23 protein-coding genes and 1 tRNA gene are annotated in these 19,817 nt (G+C 64.9%); 15 read left to right on the top strand and 9 right to left on the bottom strand.

Features of this window, described 5'->3' with window-relative positions; all coding sequences use genetic code 11:
- Positions 1–251: 251 nt before the first annotated feature.
- Positions 252–524, top strand: coding sequence for a PadR family transcriptional regulator (locus tag NKH51_RS10915; RefSeq protein WP_254761711.1), 273 nt, complete (start codon positions 252–254; stop codon positions 522–524).
- A 198-nt stretch (positions 525–722) separates the two neighbouring features.
- Here NKH51_RS10915 and NKH51_RS10920 read toward each other — a convergent pair whose 3' ends face one another.
- Both NKH51_RS10920 and NKH51_RS10925 read right to left on the bottom strand, forming a co-directional pair.
- Positions 723–1,466, bottom strand: coding sequence for a transglutaminase-like domain-containing protein (locus NKH51_RS10920; RefSeq protein WP_254761712.1), 744 nt, complete (start codon positions 1,464–1,466; stop codon positions 723–725).
- 291 nt (positions 1,467–1,757) lie between these two features.
- A complete protein-coding gene (locus NKH51_RS10925; protein ID WP_254761713.1) occupies positions 1,758–2,774 on the bottom strand; it encodes a phosphate signaling complex PhoU family protein in 1,017 nt (338 codons plus the stop codon).
- Between the two features lie 198 nt (positions 2,775–2,972).
- Between NKH51_RS10925 and NKH51_RS10930 the strand changes: the two genes are divergently transcribed.
- A complete protein-coding gene (locus tag NKH51_RS10930; protein WP_254761714.1) occupies positions 2,973–3,878 on the top strand; it encodes a helix-turn-helix domain-containing protein in 906 nt (301 codons plus the stop codon).
- Here NKH51_RS10930 and NKH51_RS10935 read toward each other — a convergent pair.
- The 5 genes from NKH51_RS10935 to NKH51_RS10955 form a co-directional block, all read right to left on the bottom strand.
- Positions 3,863–4,540, bottom strand: coding sequence for a hypothetical protein (locus NKH51_RS10935; protein WP_254761715.1), 678 nt, complete (start codon positions 4,538–4,540; stop codon positions 3,863–3,865). The two genes, NKH51_RS10930 and NKH51_RS10935, sit on opposite strands and share 16 nt — an antisense overlap.
- 64 nt (positions 4,541–4,604) lie before the next feature.
- Complete coding sequence (locus NKH51_RS10940; RefSeq protein WP_254761716.1) at positions 4,605–5,270, bottom strand: DapH/DapD/GlmU-related protein; 666 nt, start codon at positions 5,268–5,270, stop codon at positions 4,605–4,607.
- Positions 5,267–6,298, bottom strand: a complete 1,032-nt coding sequence (gene phnE / locus NKH51_RS10945; protein ID WP_254761717.1) for a phosphonate ABC transporter, permease protein PhnE — start codon at positions 6,296–6,298, stop codon at positions 5,267–5,269. Before phnE ends, NKH51_RS10940 begins: the two co-directional genes overlap by 4 nt.
- Positions 6,295–7,125: a phosphonate ABC transporter ATP-binding protein gene (locus NKH51_RS10950; protein WP_254761718.1), complete on the bottom strand. Its 831-nt coding sequence runs from the start codon at positions 7,123–7,125 to the stop codon at positions 6,295–6,297. Before NKH51_RS10950 ends, phnE begins: the two co-directional genes overlap by 4 nt.
- Before the next feature lie 27 nt (positions 7,126–7,152).
- Entirely contained in the window at positions 7,153–8,181 is a 1,029-nt protein-coding gene (locus NKH51_RS10955) for a PhnD/SsuA/transferrin family substrate-binding protein (RefSeq protein WP_254761719.1), read from the bottom strand.
- Between the two features lie 226 nt (positions 8,182–8,407).
- Between NKH51_RS10955 and phnG the strand changes: the two genes are divergently transcribed.
- The 10 genes from phnG to NKH51_RS11005 all read left to right on the top strand — a co-directional run bounded on the left by phnG (position 8,408) and on the right by NKH51_RS11005 (position 16,256).
- Positions 8,408–8,851, top strand: a complete 444-nt coding sequence (gene phnG / locus NKH51_RS10960; protein WP_254761720.1) for a phosphonate C-P lyase system protein PhnG — start codon at positions 8,408–8,410, stop codon at positions 8,849–8,851.
- The gene (gene phnH, locus NKH51_RS10965) at positions 8,848–9,390 is read left to right on the top strand and encodes a phosphonate C-P lyase system protein PhnH (protein ID WP_254761721.1); all 543 of its coding nucleotides are present in this window, start codon (positions 8,848–8,850) and stop codon (positions 9,388–9,390) included. The genes phnG and phnH overlap by 4 nt, the downstream gene beginning before the upstream one ends.
- Positions 9,391–10,524 carry a carbon-phosphorus lyase complex subunit PhnI gene (locus NKH51_RS10970; RefSeq protein ID WP_254761722.1) on the top strand — a complete coding sequence of 378 codons (1,134 nt, stop codon included), beginning with the start codon at positions 9,391–9,393 and terminating at the stop codon, positions 10,522–10,524. It abuts the gene before it with no gap.
- Positions 10,517–11,581 (top strand): alpha-D-ribose 1-methylphosphonate 5-phosphate C-P-lyase PhnJ, encoded by a 1,065-nt coding sequence (locus NKH51_RS10975; protein ID WP_254761723.1) that lies wholly within the window; start codon positions 10,517–10,519, stop codon positions 11,579–11,581. The genes NKH51_RS10970 and NKH51_RS10975 overlap by 8 nt, the downstream gene beginning before the upstream one ends.
- The gene (locus tag NKH51_RS10980) at positions 11,578–12,408 is read left to right on the top strand and encodes an ATP-binding cassette domain-containing protein (protein WP_254761724.1); all 831 of its coding nucleotides are present in this window, start codon (positions 11,578–11,580) and stop codon (positions 12,406–12,408) included. The genes NKH51_RS10975 and NKH51_RS10980 overlap by 4 nt, the downstream gene beginning before the upstream one ends.
- Complete coding sequence (locus NKH51_RS10985) at positions 12,405–13,142, top strand: phosphonate C-P lyase system protein PhnL (RefSeq protein WP_254761725.1); 738 nt, start codon at positions 12,405–12,407, stop codon at positions 13,140–13,142. Before NKH51_RS10980 ends, NKH51_RS10985 begins: the two co-directional genes overlap by 4 nt.
- Positions 13,139–14,302 carry an alpha-D-ribose 1-methylphosphonate 5-triphosphate diphosphatase gene (locus NKH51_RS10990; RefSeq protein WP_254761726.1) on the top strand — a complete coding sequence of 388 codons (1,164 nt, stop codon included), beginning with the start codon at positions 13,139–13,141 and terminating at the stop codon, positions 14,300–14,302. Before NKH51_RS10985 ends, NKH51_RS10990 begins: the two co-directional genes overlap by 4 nt.
- Positions 14,299–15,105, top strand: coding sequence for a sugar phosphate isomerase/epimerase family protein (locus NKH51_RS10995; RefSeq protein ID WP_254761727.1), 807 nt, complete (start codon positions 14,299–14,301; stop codon positions 15,103–15,105). The genes NKH51_RS10990 and NKH51_RS10995 overlap by 4 nt, the downstream gene beginning before the upstream one ends.
- Positions 15,098–15,769 carry an HAD family hydrolase gene (locus NKH51_RS11000; protein ID WP_254761728.1) on the top strand — a complete coding sequence of 224 codons (672 nt, stop codon included), beginning with the start codon at positions 15,098–15,100 and terminating at the stop codon, positions 15,767–15,769. Before NKH51_RS10995 ends, NKH51_RS11000 begins: the two co-directional genes overlap by 8 nt.
- A gap of 91 nt (positions 15,770–15,860) precedes the next feature.
- Entirely contained in the window at positions 15,861–16,256 is a 396-nt protein-coding gene (locus tag NKH51_RS11005) for a hypothetical protein (RefSeq protein WP_254761729.1), read from the top strand.
- A 143-nt stretch (positions 16,257–16,399) separates the two neighbouring features.
- Here NKH51_RS11005 and NKH51_RS11010 read toward each other — a convergent pair whose 3' ends face one another.
- Complete coding sequence (locus NKH51_RS11010; protein ID WP_254761730.1) at positions 16,400–16,708, bottom strand: hypothetical protein; 309 nt, start codon at positions 16,706–16,708, stop codon at positions 16,400–16,402.
- A gap of 582 nt (positions 16,709–17,290) precedes the next feature.
- Positions 17,291–17,364, bottom strand: a tRNA-Tyr gene (locus NKH51_RS11015).
- Between the two features lie 126 nt (positions 17,365–17,490).
- On the opposite strand from NKH51_RS11015, the gene NKH51_RS11020 reads away from it, so the two are divergent.
- From NKH51_RS11020 to ftsZ, 3 genes are all read left to right on the top strand, one after another.
- Positions 17,491–18,138, top strand: coding sequence for a ribbon-helix-helix protein, CopG family (locus tag NKH51_RS11020; RefSeq protein ID WP_254761731.1), 648 nt, complete (start codon positions 17,491–17,493; stop codon positions 18,136–18,138).
- Positions 18,139–18,334: 196 nt separating this feature from the next.
- Positions 18,335–18,514: a ribbon-helix-helix domain-containing protein gene (locus tag NKH51_RS11025; RefSeq protein ID WP_254761732.1), complete on the top strand. Its 180-nt coding sequence runs from the start codon at positions 18,335–18,337 to the stop codon at positions 18,512–18,514.
- A 2-nt stretch (positions 18,515–18,516) separates the two neighbouring features.
- Positions 18,517–19,701 (top strand): cell division protein FtsZ, encoded by a 1,185-nt coding sequence (ftsZ, locus tag NKH51_RS11030; RefSeq protein WP_254761733.1) that lies wholly within the window; start codon positions 18,517–18,519, stop codon positions 19,699–19,701.
- The last annotated feature ends 116 nt before the right edge of the window (positions 19,702–19,817 follow it).

The raw sequence follows: 19,817 nt of genomic DNA on the forward strand, positions 1-19,817 counted from the left end.
GATCACATCGTCATAGCGGTGGAACCCTGGGGTAGACGGTCTCGAACGGGGTCCCACGTGATCGTCGAGTTGTCGCCCCTCGAGACCGGAACGACGTGATGACGGCTCAGTTGCCGCTCAGCGAGACGGGGGTGTTGAGCGACGAGTGGGTCGAAGCAGCGCTCGAACGGATAAAACGACAACTAGTTGCCTCACCGTACGGACGTGTACGGACGAGATTACAAACTCCGAAACGATCGGAGTGGTTGTCTATGGACGGCCTCACAGGGTTTCAGCGAGACCTGTTGTACGTGATCGCTGGTGCCGATCGACCATCCGGGCAAGATGTCAAAGACGAAATCGAGCAGTACTACAGCGACGAGATCAATCACGGCCGGCTGTATCCGAATCTCGATACCGTCGTCAACAAAAACCTCGTCGAAAAGGGCCAGCTCGATCGGCGAACGAACTACTACGCGATCACCGAAGACGGCGAGGAAGCCATCGAGAACCGACAGGCGTGGGAGTCACGGTATCTCGACTAGACGGGTTCGCTGTTGGGTCCCGCTACGTCTCAGTTCCCGGCGGACAGCGTGCTCGCTGTCAACCTCGAGAAGTATCTCGTTGTCGGTGCCGTGTTCGATGGGACGATACGAAGTTCCGTCTCGTGAAGAGCGCGGGGGCCGGCCGACCCCCGTGCAGACGCTCGAGTGTGACCCGCCTCGGGGTCACGCTCCGAAGCGCTACACGAACGCTCGAAGCGATGAAATGTCGTTGCCGGTTACTGCTCGCTGGGCCGCTGCGAGCAGCGAATCCACATCGTGGACGTGCCAAAAGTCCGTATACGAGGCGAGAATGGGGTCTTCACCGTAGTCCGCTGCCCAGTGCCCCGCGGGAACCATTGCAACCGACTCGAGATAGACGAACGCCGTTCGATCGACCGTCACAGTGAGCGGCTCCGCTGACAGTGATTCGGCGGGAAGGGCAGTCAGCGGAGCGAGTGTGGCACAATGATTCGGTGGGAAGACGAGTCCCGTTTGGTACTCGAACGGTGGGCGAGAAAGGAGCCCGGCGAGGAGAACGGCTTTGTCGTCACAGTCGCCCTCACCGTCCACGAGGGTCTCTGATGGACGGCGGACGTATTCGGTGCGCCCCGTCGACTCCTGGTCCGTGGCGTAGTCGATCGAATCGACGAAGGATCTGACGGCACGAAGCGCCTCGTGAAGAGTGGCGGCTGCGGCTGTGAGACGCTGCACGAGATCAGTGAGAAACGTGCTATTCCGGGCCGCGGTAAGAGCGTCTGGAATCGCGGCCGTTGCTTCACGGGCGGCCTGATACACGGATTTGGGAACGGCTATGCGAACCGTCTCGTTTCCGGTCGATGTAGAAACAGCATAGTGACGGACGATCGTCTCTCGGTCTCGCTCGTTTGCACTCGACACACAGCCCGCGACAGCACCAATACCGGTCGCGAACGTCGCAAGCACCGCTCGTCGTCCGTGGCGACCGGTCTCACTGTGCTCTTCTCGAGGAGTTTCAGGCATTCGTGTGGGCATCGTGATGGGGCCTGGCAGCTGTGAGAGTCCAACGGCCCTGATTGGAGCGAGGGCATGTGACACGGAAAACGGCTGCTATGAGGGCTCCTATGTGATACATATGCAGAACGGCCGTCCGTAGCTGAATCGCTCTTGCGGACGGAACGATTGGGATCGATTCCCGTGGTGGTCCGAAGTGGCGTGACGGCGGTGCTCAGGCAGGCCACCGTCGGGACCGATCGCTCACTCGAGAGAGTTACACTCACGGGCGCACTGCTGGATGCCGATTCCGGCGATGTTCGCGCCGTACTCGCCGGTGCGGCGGATGCTGTTGAGCAAGAGACCGACCACGTAGGCCTCGGCGGGATCGTCGTGGCCGTAGAGGTCCCGATCGAGCGCCCCAAGCTCTGCGGCCAGTTTGTTGCGCTCGGTGAGCGCTGTTTGCGCACCCTCGACCCCAGCGTCCGCGAGGATCACGTCCGCGGCCGCGTCGATGATCTGTCTGGAACTCGAGGCCAGCGAATCGATCCGATCCTCGAAATTCGCCGGAATCGTTACCTCGGGATCGAGGGTGAAGCGGGCGATCTTCTCGGCGTGGTCGGCGATCCGCTCGAACTGCCGGCAGACGTAGTAGTATTCGAACAGTTCGTCCCGGGTGTACTCGAGCTTCTCGACCTCGTGGAGGCTCGTCAGGGCCCGCCGGAAGTGGCGAGTTACCATCGCGAACAGCTTGTCGGCCTCGCTGTCGCGGTCGATGACGCGCTGTGCCAGCGTCTCGTCGTCGGTCAGAACGGCGCTCACCGCGTCACGGTGCATCCCGAGCATCACGAGGCGGAGCCGGAGGGTCGACTTGCGGATATCGACGTTCTCGGCGTCGATGAGGTTCGTCAGCCGGATCGTCGTATCGCCGGCCTCGAGCAACTCGAACCCGGAGAGGTTCGCGACCGTGTCTTCGATGACTCCCCGACGTTCAGCGGAGTGACCCGTTCGGTCGACCAGCGCCACCGTATCGAAGCCGACGGCGTGCAGCGCGTAAATCCACTGTCTGATGGCGCTGTCCGAGTCGGTCGAGACATCCACCGTCGTCGACTGCGTCTCTTTCGTTCGGTCGGCCTCTGCTTCGACCAGTAGCGATCCGTCGCCGTTTGGATACAGCGAGAGCGCCGATCCGGCGCTGATGCCGTGTTCCTGTGCCCACGCCTTCGGAAGCGAGATCGTATACGTCGTTCCCCCGGAGAGCTGGACTTTCCGTGTCTCCATACACGAACTGCCACCCACCAAGAATCCCTTAACGTTGATATGAACGGTCCGTGCCGATACTGAGACCCATATATCAGCACGATACGATAAATGGGCATACGGCTCGGGCCGGAATTCGCTCGATCGGATCACGAGGCTATAGAGTCGTCCGGACAGTCTGTGGACCAACTCTAATATCGGGAGCCGAGACCGGCAGGTATGTCCCGTCGAACGTGGCAACGCCCGCTCGGAGCGGGCGGCCGTGACGCGACGCGTGCCCAGGTCGTCGAAGCGATCGACAGGACCGCGCCCGAGACCAAAGAGGAACTGGCGAGCGCGGTCGGCATCTCCGAACAGTATCTCTCGGAACTGCTCCAAGAGCTCAAAGCCGCGGACGTAGTGCGCAAGGGCTACGTCGTCGACGACGCGGCCCTGTACGACAATTCAGGACAGATCTCGAAACTGTACGGCTCCGATTCCGGCGTCGCGGAGATCGTCTCGAGCGAGGAGGTGGGTGCTCACGGAACGGCAGTACTGGAACTGCTCGACCGCCTTGAGTCAGTGACTACTCGCCAGTACGACGCCGCTCGCGCGGCGTTTCTCGGCGAGAGCGTCGAGCATTCGGCCAAGACGCTGGAGTCGCTCACCAACGAACGCTACTCGGCGGTTCTCTCGGAACTGAAATCGTACACGTTGACGACCGACTGGCCGGGCAACCGCGTCGCAGCGGATCTGTCGACCATCGCGACGAACCTCGAGATCGTCGGCGATCGGGCCTGTTTCATCGCCGATGTCGTCGACCGCGAAGCGGGCGACGCGAACGGGATCGTCGGCGAGCGCATGGCTGACATCTTCGCCTCGGGGGCACAGATCAACGAGTACTTCTCGCAGATCCTGTTCGACTGTGAACTCGCGGTCCACCACCAACTCCGCGATCAGGAGGAGACCGTCCACCGAGATCTGGACGAGCTGTTCGAGCTCGTCACGGCGTACGATCCTGACATGTACGGCTATCTGGTGGCGATTACGCGGGCGCTCGAGCGAGCGATCTACTACTGGGTCGACGCCGCGGAACTGGCGGTGAAGATTCACTCCGGCCACCAGCCGGATCACGTCGAAATCTGAGGCGCGCGGACCGACCCCCAGCCGCGAGCGACCAGTCCGAGCCCCAGCAGGAACTGACCGAGCGCACTCACGCCTCTGACGAACGGAGACCCCGTCTCGACGCGCTCGCTCGTGAGGACGACGTAGCCGTCGTCGACGGCGACGACCGTTCCGCCGCCAGAGAGGGGACGGTCGCTCGTCACGGACCCGTCGAGCGCACGCCGTTCCGGCTTCGAGAGCGATCCGGGGTCGACCGCGAGCTCGGCGAAGACCGTCCGCTCGTCGACGGGGTCGAGCACGAGCGTGTTCTCCCGTTCGTGTCGGTGGTAGAATGTTCCGTCGTGGTACGCAAACCGGGCCGACTGGCCGCGGGTGACATCATCGGCGGGCAGGGTCAGCAGCTCCCCATCGCTGTGGGTGGCGAGCAGCGAGCGCTCGAGGCCACAGAGCCAGTCGCGTTCGAACTCGTCGAAACAGTCGATGCCGGCGATCCGATCGGGCGTCCGCTCGGAAAAGAGCGCGTCGTCCCCCGGTGTGACTGGGGTGGCCGAATGACGATACGTCTCGGTACCGACCTGGACGACACCCCACGCGACGTTGACCAGTAGCGCGACGCCGAGGACGACGATCAGCGCACCAAGGAGGCGGATGGCCCGTTCCTCGGGCGGGAGGGTGCTACGCATACATGTGCTGGCGTTGAGAGAGTAAAACCAGTTGCTATGAGTACGCTGTACGGGTCCGGACGCGTCAGTCCCGGATCATCTGCTCGGGGTCTTCGGGCGCGTACTGCGAGAGAAACGTCTCGAGGTCGCGGAACGCGTCGAGGCGCTCGGCCAGCGTCTCGTGGTCCCACTGCCACCACTCGGTCGCCTCGAGACGAGCGGCCACGTCCTCGGGGAACCGCCGGCGGATCGGTTCGGCGGGGACCCCGGCGACGATCGTGTAGGCGGGGACATCCCTGGCGACGACGGCGCCGGCACCGACGACCGCCCCGTTGCCGATGGTGACCCCGGGCAGGACGATCGCGCCGTGGCCGATCCAGACGTCGTGACCGACCTCGACCGGCTGATCGGCCCGCCAGTCGAAGATCGACTCGTCGTCGCTGCCGAGGTCGTACATCGCCGCCCGGTAGGTGAAGTGGTGGGCCGTCGGGCGGTCGATCGGATGGTTCGTCGGGCCGAGCCTGGCGTCGGCCGCGACGTTGCCGAACGTTCCGACGGTGGCGTAATCGAGTTGGACCCGCTCCATGAGATAGGTGTAGTCGCCGATCGCCGACTCGTTGAGCCGCGCGTGCCGTCGGACTTCGGTCCACGCACCGAGTTCGCTCTCGCTGATCGAGACGGGGTCGTGTAGCGTCGGTTCCGGCCCGAGCGTGCGCGTCCTGTCGGGCCCGTAGTCGTCGTAGTAGGTCATCGTTCGCGTCGCCCCATCGTGGACGCGAGGATTTTCTTCGGCGAGTCGAGGAACGCCTCGAGGACGCCGGAGGTCTCGACGGTATCGTCATCGCGGAGCATCGACCGAACCCGCTGGCTGATCAGTTCGACCGAGCCCGCGAGCAGGAAGATCAGGATGATGCAGGCCATCATCTCGGTGTAGTGGAAGGTCTGGCGCTGGATGTACAGCTCCAGCCCGAGGCCGCCGGCACCGATGATACCGAGTCCGATCGCCGCCCGGACGTTGTGCTCGAGGTCGAAGGCGATCCAGGCGATGAACTGCCGGACCACCTGACTCAACATACCGAAGGAGACGACCTGCGAGCGGCTCGCGCCGGTCGAGCGGATCCCTTCGATCGGGCCGTCCTCGATCTCCTCGAGTTCGTCGGTGAACAGCCGCCCGAGGTAGCCGGTGGTGTCGACCATGATCGCCAGCGCGCCGGTAAACGGCGTGACGCCCGCCAGCGGAATCAAGATCAGGAACCACACGAGTCCCGGGATCGCACGGATCAGGCTCATGGTGGCCCGGAAGACGAAGTTGAACGGATAGGGGACGACACGTTCGCTTGACATAACCCCGAAAAACAGCGCCAGCGGTAGCCCAAGCACCGTCCCGGCGAAGGCGACGGCCATCGTCACGAACATCGCACCCCAGACGATTCGGCCGTTCTCGATGGAGAGAATCAGGTTCTCCTCGACGATGAAGCTCACGTACGCGCCCAGATCGACGAATGGGATCCCGAAGTACGTCGTCGGCGGGAAGTACTCCAGTAGCGCCTCGTAGAACTGACCGAACTGCCCCACCAGCTCCGCGAGATTGAACTCGATGACGCGCAGGCTGGCGTAGAACAGGAAGGCGGTGCCGATCAGTCCGATCAGCGTGTAGAGTCGCCGCCGCGTCTTGCGACGCTTCATATTCTGTAGTTTCTGCTCGGCGGGCGAATCACCGATCTCGGCGTAGCCGAAGTAGGCCGCGATGGAGTCGTCCTCCGAAGGCGGCGTGCTCATGGTTTGATCCCTCTCTCGACGTTCTCGGTGGACCGGGCGTCGGTGTGATCGGCGTCACCGATGTCGTCGAGGATCGCCTCGACCGACTCGTCCTGTTCGGCGAGTCCGACCGTCTCGACGCTCCCGTAGAGATCGTCGATCAACTCGGGCGAGAGTTCGCCGCGCTCGACGTCGAACAGTTTTTGTCCGTCGCGCAGGCCGATGAATCGGTCGCCGAAGTAGGCGGCGATGTTGACCTGATGGAGGCTGACCAGCGCGGTCACGTCGTGTTCCTTGGCGGCTTTCCGCAGGTAGCCCATCACCGTCTCGGCGCTCGAGGGGTCGAGACTGGCGACCGGTTCGTCGGCCAGCAGCAATCGCGGATCCTGCACGAGCGCTCGAGCGATGCCGACGCGTTGCTGTTGGCCGCCGGACATCTGCGAGACGCGCTGGTGGCTCTCCTCGAGCAGGCCAACGGTTTCGAGCGCTTCTAGCGCGCGGAGTTTGTCCTCCTGTGACTGCCACTGGAGCAGGCTTCGGAGCGTCGAGACGCGGGTGAGCGAGCCCGTGAGCGCGTTGAGATACGCCGACATCCCATCGACGAGGTTGTGCTGCTGGAAGATCATCCCAACGTCGGTCTGGGAACCCGTGATCTCCGCCTCGTCGAGATAGATGGCCCCGTCGGTCGGGTCGGTCAGTCCGTTGATACACCGCAGCAACGTCGACTTGCCCGCGCCGGATTCGCCCAGCAGGACGGCGAATTCGTCCTCGATTTCGAAGGATACGTCCTCGAGGGCGGTCACGTCCCCGTACTGCTTCGATACGTTTTCGACTTTGAGTGTACTCATTGTGATGAAAACGAAAGCGGACGGTGGTTAGGCCGCAGGGTCGATGCCGACGGCGTTCATGCGGTCGATGACCGGTTGGTAGTCCTCTACGGACGTGTCGCGCAGCGTGGTAAAGGGCAGTTCCTCCTCGTTGTAGTCGTCGGGGTAGTACTCCGTGATCTGCTCTTTCGTGGAGTTCCGGAGGACTTCGCCGATCTCTTCTTTCTTGTCCGACTCCCAGGATTTCCGGGCGTACATCGGCTGCTTCGGGATCGGGAACGACCACCAGATCGGCTTGAACTGCGGCGTCTCGGTGCCCATCGTGTCCAGAAACGAGCTCTTGTCTTGGACGCGCTGGGGCACCTCGGTGCCTTCCGGGAGGTGCGGGATCCCGTTGCCACCCCACGTGGTCGCGCCGGCTGCCTTGCCCTGGGCGAGTCGCTGGAGCGCCTGGTCGTGGTCGGTCCAACTGCCCTCGAAGTCGACCGGGTCCCCCTTGGGCGCTTCGCCGATGTCGAGTCCGGCTTCCTGAAGCGTGTACAGCGCAAAGATAGAGCCACTGGTCGACAGGCGGTCGGCGAACGCCCACGTCTTGCCCTCGACGTCGGTACGCTCGTCGATCTCCGAATCCGGGTTAACGAGCATCATCGAGAAGTAGAACGCCGAGCCGCCGGTCACGGTCGTCCCGTAGACGTCCATGAGGTCCGGGTTCGAGAGCAGCGTCACGTCGTCCATCCCGATCTCGGCCTGCTCGCTCTCGAGGGCGGGACGGATCGCCGAGTAGTCCTGCGGGACCTGCATCTCGACCTCGATGTCGTCGATTTCGCCGTTGAGCAGGTTCTGGACGGGCTTGTACCGCCGACGGGCGTCGGCCGGCGTGCCCGGTGTCAGGAGCATCGTGACGGTCTCTGCACCGGACGTATTACTGCTGCTGAGGCCCAGACAGCCGGCGAGTCCTGCGGTGCCGACGATCGCAGCGCTGCTAGCGATGAACGTTCGTCGGCCGGCCGATCCCGTATCGAGACTGCTGTTCGGTGTCGATACCCCTAATCCGTCGTCAGTCGGGTCCTCGGACATCAACTCAGTTCTGGGAGAAGGGTCGAATAACGATTGGCTGTGTAGAGTCCGAATCGTCCGTCTCGGGTGCCGATCGGTCCGGCTCGAGACGGGGGCTGGAAAAACGAGTCCGTACTCGTCCGTACTTCGGATTCTGGTGTGGGGAATGAACCCCGAAGGCGAGCGAACCATAGAGAGTACCGAGAGAATCCTTATGCAGTCGTTTGGGCGTGTTTCGACCGAGTGTATGGTTGATCCACACGACAGATCCGATCGGTTCGAGTTGATCGCCGCCTGCGAGGAGGCGACGCTCGCCCAGTTCGCCGACGACGTGCTCGAGGGGGACCCGCCGCTGTCGGTCCGCCAAGAACCGCGGCCGCAGTTGCTGATGCAACGGGTACGCGAGCCAGTCGAACGCCGCCCGTTCAACCTCGGCGAGGTACTGGTGACGCCAGCGGAGGTCGAACTCGAGGGGACGCGCGGGTTCGCCATGGTGGCAGGCAAGCGCGAACGGGCCGCGCTCTCGGGTGCGATCGTCGACGCCGCCGTCGCCGCGGGCCGCGAGGAGACACCCGCGATCGTCGCCGCTTTGGAGGACGTAGCCACCCGCCAGCGCGAGCAGCGACGCCGGGAATGGGCCCGGAGCAAACACACCGCCGTCGAGTTCGAGACGATGGAGGGCGAAGAGTGAGAGCCCTCGGCATCGACCCCGTTCACGACACCCGCCGGACGTTCGACGGGCTCCTCGAGGCGATGAGTCGGCCCGGAACCGTCCACGCCGTCCCGACGCCCGCAGACTACGCCGTCGTCGCGACCCTCGTCGACCACGAGGTGACGCTGGCGACCGACGACGAGATGTTGCGAGACGCCCTTGCCGATCAGGGCCGATTCGAGGGTGCCCCGCGCGAGGAAGCGGACATCGTCCACGCCCGCGAGTACACGGGGTGGGACGTACGGGACTGCGAACGCGGCTCGCTGACCGAGCCAAGCGACGGGGCGACCGTCGTCTACCGCGTCGATGCGCTCGAGGACACCGACGACGGACCCACGCTCAGTCTCTCGGGTCCCGGTGTCGACGGAACGGCACCGCTGTCGGTGGCCCTGCCCGAGGCGGAACTGTCCGCGCTCGCGGCGGCCCAGTCCGACTACCCGCGCGGCGTCGACGCCGTCTTCGCCACCGAGGATCGCGTGGCCGCACTCCCGCGGTCCGTAACGATGGAGGTGGTCTGAGTGGGCTACGTCGCGGTTGCCGCCGGCGAAGAACTCATCGAGCGCGCCGAGCAACTGTTCGAGAAACAGCGCATCGACGACGAGACCGACGATATCGGCGTCGAGCAGCTCGAGGGCCAACTCGGCCGTCTCACCGCACAGGCGATGAGCGAGGGGGGCCTCTACACGCCGCGACTGGCCGCACTGGCGGTCAAGCAGGCACAGGGCGACACCGTCGAGGCCGCGTTCCTGTTGCGGGCGTACCGCTCGACGCTGGAGCGGTTCGACGAGACGACCACGGTCGAGCCGGGCGAGATGATCGCCAGTCGGCGGGTTTCGCCGGCGTTCAAGGACGTCCCCGGTGGGCAGATCCTCGGCGCGACCAAAGACTACACCCAGCGACTGCTGGATTTCGACCTCGTCGACGGCGAGCCCGAAGACCCCACCGCCGAGTGGGACGTAGACGACGAGGGCGATCCCGAGCGACTGACCAACGTCACGGAACTGCTCCGGGACGAAGGGCTGTTGCACGAACCCGACGAGCCGGCGGTCGACGAACCGAACGACACGACCCGGGAGTCGGTCACGCATCCGCCCGAGCGCGACGAAGTCCTGCAGGAACTGGCCCGCGGCGAGACCGGCGCGGTGACCGCGCTGGGGTACTCCGCGCTGCGAGGGTACGGCCAGGTCCACCCGACGCTGGCGGAGGTTCGGGTCGGACGCCTGCCCGTCCGGATCGAACACCCCTACACCGGGGACGAGGTGACCGTCACCCACGCCGAGGTCAGCGAGTCCGAGGCGGTCGTCCCCGTCTACGAGAAGCGCGAGGACCCCCAGTTCGCGTTCGGCTACGGGCTGACCTTCGGCCGCAACGAGCGCAAGGCGATCGGGATGACCATCCTGGACGCCTCGGTCCAGCTCGACGGCGACGACGAACCAGCCGAGAACGCCGAGTTCGTCCTCGATACGGTCGACGGGATGGACTCCTTTGGCTTCATCGAACACCTCAAACTCCCCCACTACGTCACCTTCCAGTCGATTCTGGACCGCATCCGCGCCATCAGAGAGCGCACGGGGGTAAGCGAGGACGGCCGCGTCGAATCCGACGAACAGCCTGCGGACCCGGCAGTCGCGAGACCGAGTGACGATGACTGAACACGCACCCACCGACGACGTATCGCCCGACGGGGGCACGCCCGTCGCGACCGACTCCGTCGACGCCGCTCTCGAGTCGCTGAACAGCGACGGGCTCGAGGGGTACAACTACGCGTACCTCGACGAACACACCAAACGCGAGGTCCGGCGCTCGATACTGAAAGCCGTCGCCATCCCCGGCCATCAGGTGCCTTACGCCTCCCGGCCGATGCCGCTGGCCCGCGGGTGGGGCACCGGCGGTATTCAGGCCTCGCTGTCGATCCTCGGCCCCGAGGACAGCTTCAAGGTGATCGATCAGGGCGCAGACGAGAGCGTCAACGCCGCCAACATCCGGCGGCTGGCCGAGAACACCGCCGACGTGGCGACGACGACCGACACCACCGAGGCGGACCTGATCCAGAGTCGCCACCGCATCCCCGAGGAGGTACTGACCGACGAGCAGCGCCTGGTGTTGCAGGTTCCGATCACCGACGCGCTGCGGAAGGTCGACCCGTCGGACGCGGCCAACCGTCGGCGACACGCCCACAAGAACTACGGGAAAATGTGGGTCCACCTCTACGAGAACGTCGTCGAGTACGGCGAGATCAAGATCGCCTCTCGGTACCCGACGATGGTCGCCGGACGCTACCTGATGGATCCCTCGCCGATCCCGCGGTGGGACGTGCCGAAACTCGACCACGCGGACCATCTCACTGTGCTGGCCGCGGGCCGGGAAGCGCGTATCTACGCCGTCCCGCCACACACCGAGGTCGAGCCGCTGGCCTTCGAGGACCGCCAGTTCACCGTCGAGCGTTTCCCCGACGAGGCCTGTCACGCCTGCGGGTCGACCGACACCTACCTCGTCGAGGTCTCGGAGGAGGCCGCCGCGGACGTGGACGACGCCTTCGAGACCCGCTACGCCTGCAACGACTCGAGTTTCTGCGAGAAGCGCCGCGAGGCTCCCGACATCGCGAAGGACCACCACCTCGACGAGACGGTCGACTGGGGTCCGGGCACGCCCGACGCGGCTGGGGACGCTGCCGGAACGGCGACCGAACGGGGAGGTGACGGGGAATGACGCTGCTGGAGGCACAGGGCCTGCAGACGCGCTACGGTCCCGGCTGTCCCCGCTGCGTCGAGTCGACCGGCGACCGCGCGGGGACGAACCAGTGTCCCCACTGCGGAACCGTCGTCGCCTGCGCCGAGGCCGACCTCAGCGTCGAGGCCGGCGAGGTGCTTGGCATCGTCGGCGAGTCCGGGTCCGGCAAGTCCAGCCTCGCGGAACTGCTCGCGCTCGAGCGCGACGACGACGCCACGACCGCCGGCGAGGTCGACTACGCGGGCCGCGACGGCAATCTGCTCGAGGTGGACTACGAGACGCGCCACGACCTCCGTACGGGAGAGATCGCGCTCGTCCACCAGCACATCCGGGACGGCCTGAACCTCGAGTTCACCGGCGGCGGCAACGTCGCGGAGAAACTGCTCTCGGCCGGTCAGCGCTCCTACGAGGATGTCCGCGCGCGAGTTCGTGACCTCTTCGACGAGACGGAGATCCCGGTCGCCCGGATGGACGACCCAACCAGTACCTACTCCGGGGGGATGCAGCGTCGCGTCCAGATCGCCCGCGCGCTGGCGACCGACCCGGATCTGGTCGTGCTGGACGAACCGACCACGGGCCTCGACGTGAGCGTCCAAGCCCGCGTACTAGACATGTTCCGACGCGTCCAGCGCGAAGAGGGCGTCGCCGCCATCGTGGTCTCTCACGACCTGAGCGTCGTCCGCCTGCTCGCCGATCGGACGCTCGTGATGCGTCACGGCCGCATCGTCGAGTCCGGGCTCACCGACCGCATCATGGAAGACCCACACCACGAGTACACCCAGACCCTCATCAATTCAGTCATATGACAGTCCTGTCCGTCGACGGTCTCTCTAAGACCTTCGACATGCACGTGCTCGGCGACACGCAGGTCGTCGGGCTCGACGACGTATCGTTCGACGTCCGCGAGGGCGAGTTTCTCGCCGTCGTCGGAGAGTCCGGTAGCGGCAAGTCCTCGCTGCTGAAGTGTCTGTACCGCACCTACGATCCCAGTTCGGGCGAGGTCGTCTACCGCGGCCCAGACGGCGACGTGGATCTGGCCTCGTGTCCCGACCGGACGATCATCGACCTCCGGGGGGACAGCATCGGCTACACGTCGCAGTTCTTAGACGAGATTCCGCGGGTCCCCGCGGTCGACGTGGTCGCTCGGCCGCTGGTCGAACAGGGGGCCGATCGCGAGGAGGCACGGTCGACCGCTCGAGACCTGCTGTCGGCGCTGTCGGTGCCCGAGGAACTGTGGCAAGCGTATCCGGCGACGTTCTCCGGCGGCGAGCGCCAGCGGGTGAACCTCGCGCAGGCGGTCGCGCCGAAACCGGCATTGCTCCTGCTGGACGAACCGACCAGCGCGCTCGACCCCGATACCCGCCAGGCCGCGATCGACCTCCTGTCGACGTATCTCGGGTCGGAGACGACGGTCGTCGGCGTCTTCCACAACACGGACGTGGTCGAAGCCGTCGCGGACCGCGTGGTCGTCTTGGACGACGGGCGTCTTCAGCGGGTCGTCCCCGCCGAGGCGTACGACGAGGAGGTGGTGATCGGATGAGGTCGACCGCCCAGACCGCCGAGGAAAGCGTGGCCGTCGTCGGCGGACGCGTCGTCACACCCGAGACCGTGCTCGAGGGCGGCGTCCGAATCGAGGGCGACCGCATCGTCGACGTTGGAGCCGTCGACGACGACGCCGATACCGTGATCGAGGCCGACGGCCGCCTGATCGTGCCCGGCCTGATCGACCTCCACGGCGACGACATCGAGGGACACCTCCACCCGCGCTCGGGCGCTCGAATGGGGCTCCCGATGGCGCTCGCCTCGGCCGATCGTGCGAACATCTCGGCGGGTATCACGACGAAGTTCCACGCGATTTCCTTCGAGCGCGACGAGGCGGAAGACCGCTCGCCCGAACTCGCGGCGACGCTGACGGCCGCCATCGCCGACGACGACGACCTGCTCGCGGACCACCGCCTGCACGCCCGCTGTGAAGTCACCCAGAAACAATGCGTCGACGCGGTGCTGGATGTCGTCGAGGACGGTCACGCCGACCTCGTTTCGGTGATGAGCCACATCCCTGGGAAGGGCCAGTTCCGAGATATCGAGGCGTTCAAACGGTACTACGAGAACGCAAACGACCGCTCGATCGAGGAGGCAGAGGAGATGATCGAGGAACGAAGCGATGTCTCGATGGCGACGCTGCGCGATCGCATCGACCGGGTCGTCGGAGCCGCCCACGACGCCGGTGCGGTGACGGCCTCACACGACGACGAGGACCCGACCGAGGTCGAGCGACTGGCCGACTCTGGGGTCGACATCACGGAGTATCCCATCACGCTCGAGACGGCCGAGCGCGCCGCCGACATCGGCATGACCACGGCGATGGGCGCGCCCAATCTCGTCCGCGGGGAGAGCCAGTGGGGCAACCTCTCGACGGCCGACGCCATCGACGCCGGCGTCGTCGACGCACTCGTCGCCGACTACCATCCACCGTCGCTGCTCGCGGCCGCGTTCGTCGACACCGGGGAACCCCTGCCCGAGCGGATCAACCGCGTCAGCGCCGCTCCCGCCGACGCAGTCGGGTTGGACGACCGCGGTCGGATCGAAGTCGAGGCGCGCGCCGACCTGCTCGTCGTCGACCGCGATCCGACGCCGACGGTCGCCCGCGCGCTCGTCGCGGGCCGGCCGGTGTACCGCGCCGATCGGGTGACGCGATGACCGCGAGCATCGGCGCAGCGATGGACATCCGCTTCGGAGAGACCGTCGAGGAGTTCATGCGCTACGTCACCGACCTCGGACTGGACCACGTCGAGTTCAAACGCGAATACCTCGCGGGCCATCCGGAGACGCCCGGCCCCGAGCGGATTCGAGAGCTGTCCGAGCGCTACGGCGTCAGCCTTACGTACCACGCACCCTTTAGAGACTGGAACATCGGCAGCTACGACGAGGTGGTCCGGCAGGATTCCGTCGAGCGGGTCAAGCGAACCCTCGACGACGCCGCCGAGGCCGGGGCCGGAGCCGTCGTCGTGCACGGCGGATCGGTCCCGAAGCGCTACCCCGAGTGGGTCCGCGACCGCGCGAAACGGAACGCGCTGCGCTCGCTCGCGGAGTGTGCCGAGTACGCGCAACTGGTCGGCGTGTCGCTGTGTCTGGAGAACCAACCCATCAACGAACAGAAGCAGCGCTATACCACGACGCCGGCGGCTCTCGCGTCGATGCGGAACACCGTCGACGTGCCACCCAAATACTTCGGCGTCACGCTCGACGTGGGCCACGCGAAGGTCAACGGCTACGACTGGCGCGCGTTCGTCGCGGAGTTCGGCCATCGGATCAGGGTCTGTCACCTCCACGACAACGACGGTACCGCCGACCAGCACGAGCCGTTTCCCGACTACGAGCCGGTCGTCGAGGCGATTCCAGCGGACTACTTCGTCTTCGAGATGAAGTCCGTCGACGACCTGGCGGCGAGCGTCGGCACCGATGAGACGCCCCCCGAAACGGAGGTGACGGGCCGTGAATGACGGTTTGGCGGGCGACTACGACGCCGTCGTCTTCGACAACGACGGCGTGCTGGTCGCGCCGACCGACCGCGAGGTGCTCGTCGACGCCGTCGTGGACTCCTTTCGGGCCTTCGGCGTCGAGATCGACCGGTCGTTCGCACGGCGGACGGTCGCCGAAGACGCCGTCCCGGTCGAAGCGGCCCGCGAACACGGCCTCGATCCGGAAGCGTTCTGGCACCACCGCGAGTTGACCGCCAGCCTCGCCCAGCAGGCCCACGTCCGGGAGGGCGGCAAACCGGTCTACGACGACGTCGCGGCGCTCGAGCGGCTGGACCGTCCCCTCGGGATAGTGAGCAACAACCAGCAGGCGACGGTCGAGTTTCTGCTCGCACACCACGAGCTGGATCGGTTCGAGACGGCCTACGGTCGACGGCCGACGCTCGCGGGTGCGGCCGGACGCAAGCCGGAGCCGGACTACCTCGAGCGGGCGCTGGCGGACCTAGACGCGAGCGAGGCGCTATACGTCGGTGACTCCGAGAAAGACATCGTCGCGGCCCGACGCGCCGGTATCGACTCGGTCTTTCTCCGTCGGGACCACGTTGCGGACGTGGCGCTTTCCGTCGAGCCGACTGCTGAAGTGCCAGACCTCCGGACGTTGGTCGATGTGCTCCCTGCACAGCACTGACAACGACCGGCCGCTCTTGTCGCTGCGCAACCCGACGAAGTACGGACTCTACGGACGATACGTTCACGGTGAAACCGCTCGGGGATGGAGTATGCACCGACGAGCCGTTCTCGGGACGCTTGCCGCGGGTTGTGGGACGCTGTTTGCGGGCTGCTCCGGGTCGAGAGTCGACGGGGAAGTCGTCGCCAACGAAACGCCACTCGCCTTCTCCCACGAGTACGCGACGCAAGCGACGTACTCCGGCACTCGAGTCGTCGTCGAGGTGACGGCCGAAAACGACGGACACGAGCCGATCACTCCCAAAGAGTCGGTTCCGAACGTCGTCTGCACGTTCCTAGACGCCACCGGCGAAACGCTCCACCAGTCGGGGCTCAAACTGACGCAGTTCATCGGCGTCGGGGAGACGATCACGCTCGAGTTCACGCTGGCAGTCGATGTCGACGACGTGACGCGCTACGAACTCCGAAGCGAGTGGCTCGAGGCCTAATATGCGTCGTGCCCTTCGGCGCTCCAGACTCCTGAGACGTGGTTCGAGGGGGTCGATCCGATCGACGTACTCCGTTCGGAGCGTCGATATCGCCTCGTCGACACCGACCGCGCGGAGTAAAACGATGCTTGCTGAGATGGACACTACCCTTCACGACTGCGCAGCACTCGGAGGAGTTCCTCACACAGTCGGTCGGGATAGTACTGAATCATCGATTCCTGTGTATGCCACTGGGCCCACTCGGACTCGTCCAACTTCGGCAGGAGAACGTGGTACAGCTCGATATCCGATACCGATCCGACGGACGACGAGTCGAGATACTCGGTGAGTTCGTCTAGAGTCGCCGACTTATCCGGCTTCGTACGCAGCCAGTAGAGGATCTCCCGTCGGTGTTGGTGGCTCAACAGCTGGAGCAATTCGTCCGTTCGTTCTCTCTGGGTCGTCGTGGGCATAGTGTGTAGTCTCCATCTCACGGAGTGGTGGTAGACACGTGGTTCGATAGTGGAGTTTACGCCCTAGAGTAAACGCTTTCTGTTTACCCGATCCCTCACAGCCGACTCGTCTGATACGTCGTCGGAGGACGACCCGGATAATTGACGGATGAATCGTTGTCGGTCGCCGGTCCGACGACGAGCGCGGAATCGGCCGAAAGAAAACGATCAACCCTTCGCGTGGATCTGCTCGAGCCCACGACTCGGTGTCGCCGTCGCGTTCCTCGCGAACGCCCCTAGTTCCCCGTCAGTGGGTTCTAGAAAGGCGCTCATCGGCCGCGCGACACCGCAAGCAGATCGTGTGGGCCGTTCTCACAAACGCGACGGGGGAACCCACCGGGCGAAGTCTCGATTGTCATACGCCCACTGCAGTGCGGACAGTACCGGCTCACACTGCCCACCTCTCAGCTATTGAATTCGCCGGACGGCGCGGGGGCGCGTTTTGAAACAAATTCCACTCAGAATTTGCGGCCGGCTCGAGCGGGGTGAAATCGCAAGACGGCGGGCTATTCGGTGTCTGCTGTACTTCGACGGGAAAGAGAGTCCGCCCTCCCCGATTTGAACGGGGGGCAAGTCGATCTACAGTCGACTGCTCTACCAGTCTGAGCTAAGGGCGGGCACTCCAACGTAGCCGCCGAGGTGCACATAAGGGTTATTATTCTGGGCAGGGCGGACGTGTAATCGATCGTGAACGGAAGAATGATTGATATAGGAGGCGTTACAATACGGGGAGTGATTCGCGTATGAGCAAGATCACGTTCCGCGCCGACGACGACCTCGTCGACCGACTCGAGGCGCTCGACGCATCCAAGAGCGAAGCGATGCGGGAAGCGCTACGGGCGTATCTCGAGGGCGGTGCGACCGAGACAGACGAGGGCGACGCGGAACCGGAACGCGATCGGTCGGGTGCGATAGACGACCTCGTTCGCGACCGAGTCGACGAGCGACTCGAGGAACGGCTGCGGGACCTCGGACTTGACGGGACCGACACACGGTCGCGAGAACCGCTGTCGTCGACGGGACCGCAGGACGTCAACGTGTCCATCTCGCTCGAGAGTGGGAACCTCGCGTCGGACGAGCGTGTGACGGCCGATCGCGAGCGCGCGCGTACGACGACCGAGGGGCACCGGGCAGACGGTCGATCGACGGATCGAGTCCAGGAGCGAGCGGAAACACGACCTCGAGACGACGAAGCCGGGCGACAGTGCAATCAGTGTGGCGACCGCCTCGAGGGCGAGCACGTATACTGTCCGAACTGCGGCGAGAAGGCATCGCGGCGGCTGTTCTGTGATTGCGGCGACGAGATCCGATCCGACTGGTCGTTCTGTCCCGGCTGCGGGCGTCGGACGCCCGCGGCCGACGTCCTCGACGCTGAAAGTAACCAATACTGACCAGTGTAAGACACGGAACGTCACCCCCGCCGGAAGTTTTATTATCCAAGACAAACATCACCTTAGTCGCGTAAGACGGATTGTCTTACACCCGTCGTCAAGACGGGAAATCGCCCGATGACGGGTGGTTCGAACGTAAGACACGCCGCGTCTGACAGGGGCGCGCCACCGTCTTACCCCAACGGGGAATACAATCATGGAGCGTGTGACACTGCGAATCCCGAAACAGCAGATCGAAGAGGTCGAACAACTAGTCGACTCGGGCGAGTTCCCGAACCGGAGCGAGGCGATCCGGTCGGCCGTCCGTGAGATGATCAACGAACAACAGGACGCACCCAGCGAGCAGTCCGGCAAACGCAACTGGGCGAAGGTGTAACGATGCAGGATATCGTACAGGACGCCTTAGAGAACGCGGAGGAAGAAGCCCGAGACATGGACGTCTCGATGGACGACGACGAGTTCGGGGACCCCCGAATCGTCATCGTCGGCTGTGGCGGTGCCGGCAACAACACGATCAACCGCCTGTACAACATTGGCGTCGACGGGGCGGACACCGTGGCGATCAACACGGACAAACAACATCTGAAGATGATCGAGGCCGACACCAAGATCCTCGTGGGCAAGTCGCTCACGAACGGGCTCGGTGCCGGCGGCGACCCGTCGATGGGCGAGCGAGCGACCGAGATGGCCCAGAGCACGATCAAGGAGGTCCTCGGCGACGCAGACCTCGTGTTCGTGACCGCGGGCATGGGCGGTGGCACCGGCACGGGTGCCGCCCCCGTCGTCTCGGAAATCGCCAAGGATCAGGGCGCGATCGTCGTCGGGATGGTCTCCACGCCCTTTAACGTCGAACGCGCCCGCACGGTGAAAGCCGAGGAAGGCCTCGAGAAGCTGCGCGAGCAGGCCGACTCGATCATCGTGTTGGACAACAACCGGCTGCTCGATTACGTCCCGAATCTGCCGATCGGGAAGGCGTTCTCGGTGATGGACCAGATCATCGCCGAGACCGTCAAGGGGATCTCGGAGACGATCACCCAGCCGTCGCTGATCAACCTGGACTACGCGGACATGTCCACGATCATGAACCAGGGCGGCGTCGCCGTCATGCTGGTCGGCGAGACCCAGGACAAGAACAAGACCGACGAGGTCGTCAAAGACGCGATGAACCACCCGCTGCTCGACGTCGACTACCGCGGCGCGTCGGGCGGACTCGTCCACATCACCGGCGGCCCCGACCTCACGCTCAAAGAGGCCGAGGGCATCGCCGACAACATCACCGAGCGCCTCGAGGCCAGCGCGAACGTCATCTGGGGCGCTCGAATTCAGGAGAACTACAAGGGCAAGGTCCGCGTCATGGCGATCATGACCGGCGTCCAGAGCGCGCAGGTGCTCGGCCCGACCACCCAGAAGCAGGCCGACAAATCCCGTCGGAGCATCGAAGGCGTCAACGACGCCGACTTCGACGCGAGTAACAACGTCGACGGCGGCTCCGGCTTCGGCGCACAGAGCGACGGCGGCCGCAACGAACTCGAGCGAGAGAACGGCGTCGACGTGATCCGGTAAGACGGCACGCGACCCACGACACACACCACTTTTCGCCGCGGCCGGATCGGTTTCGTCCGCGGTGTGCGGTCTCGATACGGATAGTCGCGACGCTCGCGAGGAGGGGGCCGCGAATC

Source organism: Natrinema marinum, assembly GCF_024296685.1.
Lineage (GTDB): Archaea > Halobacteriota > Halobacteria > Halobacteriales > Natrialbaceae > Natrinema > Natrinema marinum.

Excerpts from the sequence above, each read along its gene's own strand:
- NKH51_RS10985 (WP_254761725.1), top strand. The coding sequence starts at position 12,405 with ATGACAGTCCTGTCCGTCGACGGTCTCTCTAAGACCTTCGACATGCAC.
- NKH51_RS10975 (WP_254761723.1), top strand. The coding sequence starts at position 10,517 with ATGACTGAACACGCACCCACCGACGACGTATCGCCCGACGGGGGCACG.
- NKH51_RS10915 (WP_254761711.1), top strand. The coding sequence starts at position 252 with ATGGACGGCCTCACAGGGTTTCAGCGAGACCTGTTGTACGTGATCGCT.
- phnE (WP_254761717.1), bottom strand. The coding sequence starts at position 6,298 with ATGAGCACGCCGCCTTCGGAGGACGACTCCATCGCGGCCTACTTCGGC.
- NKH51_RS10950 (WP_254761718.1), bottom strand. The coding sequence starts at position 7,125 with ATGAGTACACTCAAAGTCGAAAACGTATCGAAGCAGTACGGGGACGTG.
- NKH51_RS11025 (WP_254761732.1), top strand. The coding sequence starts at position 18,335 with ATGGAGCGTGTGACACTGCGAATCCCGAAACAGCAGATCGAAGAGGTC.
- phnG (WP_254761720.1), top strand. The coding sequence starts at position 8,408 with ATGGTTGATCCACACGACAGATCCGATCGGTTCGAGTTGATCGCCGCC.
- NKH51_RS10995 (WP_254761727.1), top strand. The coding sequence starts at position 14,299 with ATGACCGCGAGCATCGGCGCAGCGATGGACATCCGCTTCGGAGAGACC.
- NKH51_RS11010 (WP_254761730.1), bottom strand. The coding sequence starts at position 16,708 with ATGCCCACGACGACCCAGAGAGAACGAACGGACGAATTGCTCCAGCTG.
- NKH51_RS10930 (WP_254761714.1), top strand. The coding sequence starts at position 2,973 with ATGTCCCGTCGAACGTGGCAACGCCCGCTCGGAGCGGGCGGCCGTGAC.
- NKH51_RS10955 (WP_254761719.1), bottom strand. The coding sequence starts at position 8,181 with ATGTCCGAGGACCCGACTGACGACGGATTAGGGGTATCGACACCGAAC.
- ftsZ (WP_254761733.1), top strand. The coding sequence starts at position 18,517 with ATGCAGGATATCGTACAGGACGCCTTAGAGAACGCGGAGGAAGAAGCC.
- NKH51_RS10940 (WP_254761716.1), bottom strand. The coding sequence starts at position 5,270 with ATGACCTACTACGACGACTACGGGCCCGACAGGACGCGCACGCTCGGG.
- NKH51_RS10925 (WP_254761713.1), bottom strand. The coding sequence starts at position 2,774 with ATGGAGACACGGAAAGTCCAGCTCTCCGGGGGAACGACGTATACGATC.
- NKH51_RS10935 (WP_254761715.1), bottom strand. The coding sequence starts at position 4,540 with ATGCGTAGCACCCTCCCGCCCGAGGAACGGGCCATCCGCCTCCTTGGT.
- NKH51_RS11020 (WP_254761731.1), top strand. The coding sequence starts at position 17,491 with ATGAGCAAGATCACGTTCCGCGCCGACGACGACCTCGTCGACCGACTC.
- NKH51_RS10980 (WP_254761724.1), top strand. The coding sequence starts at position 11,578 with ATGACGCTGCTGGAGGCACAGGGCCTGCAGACGCGCTACGGTCCCGGC.
- NKH51_RS10990 (WP_254761726.1), top strand. The coding sequence starts at position 13,139 with ATGAGGTCGACCGCCCAGACCGCCGAGGAAAGCGTGGCCGTCGTCGGC.
- NKH51_RS11005 (WP_254761729.1), top strand. The coding sequence starts at position 15,861 with ATGCACCGACGAGCCGTTCTCGGGACGCTTGCCGCGGGTTGTGGGACG.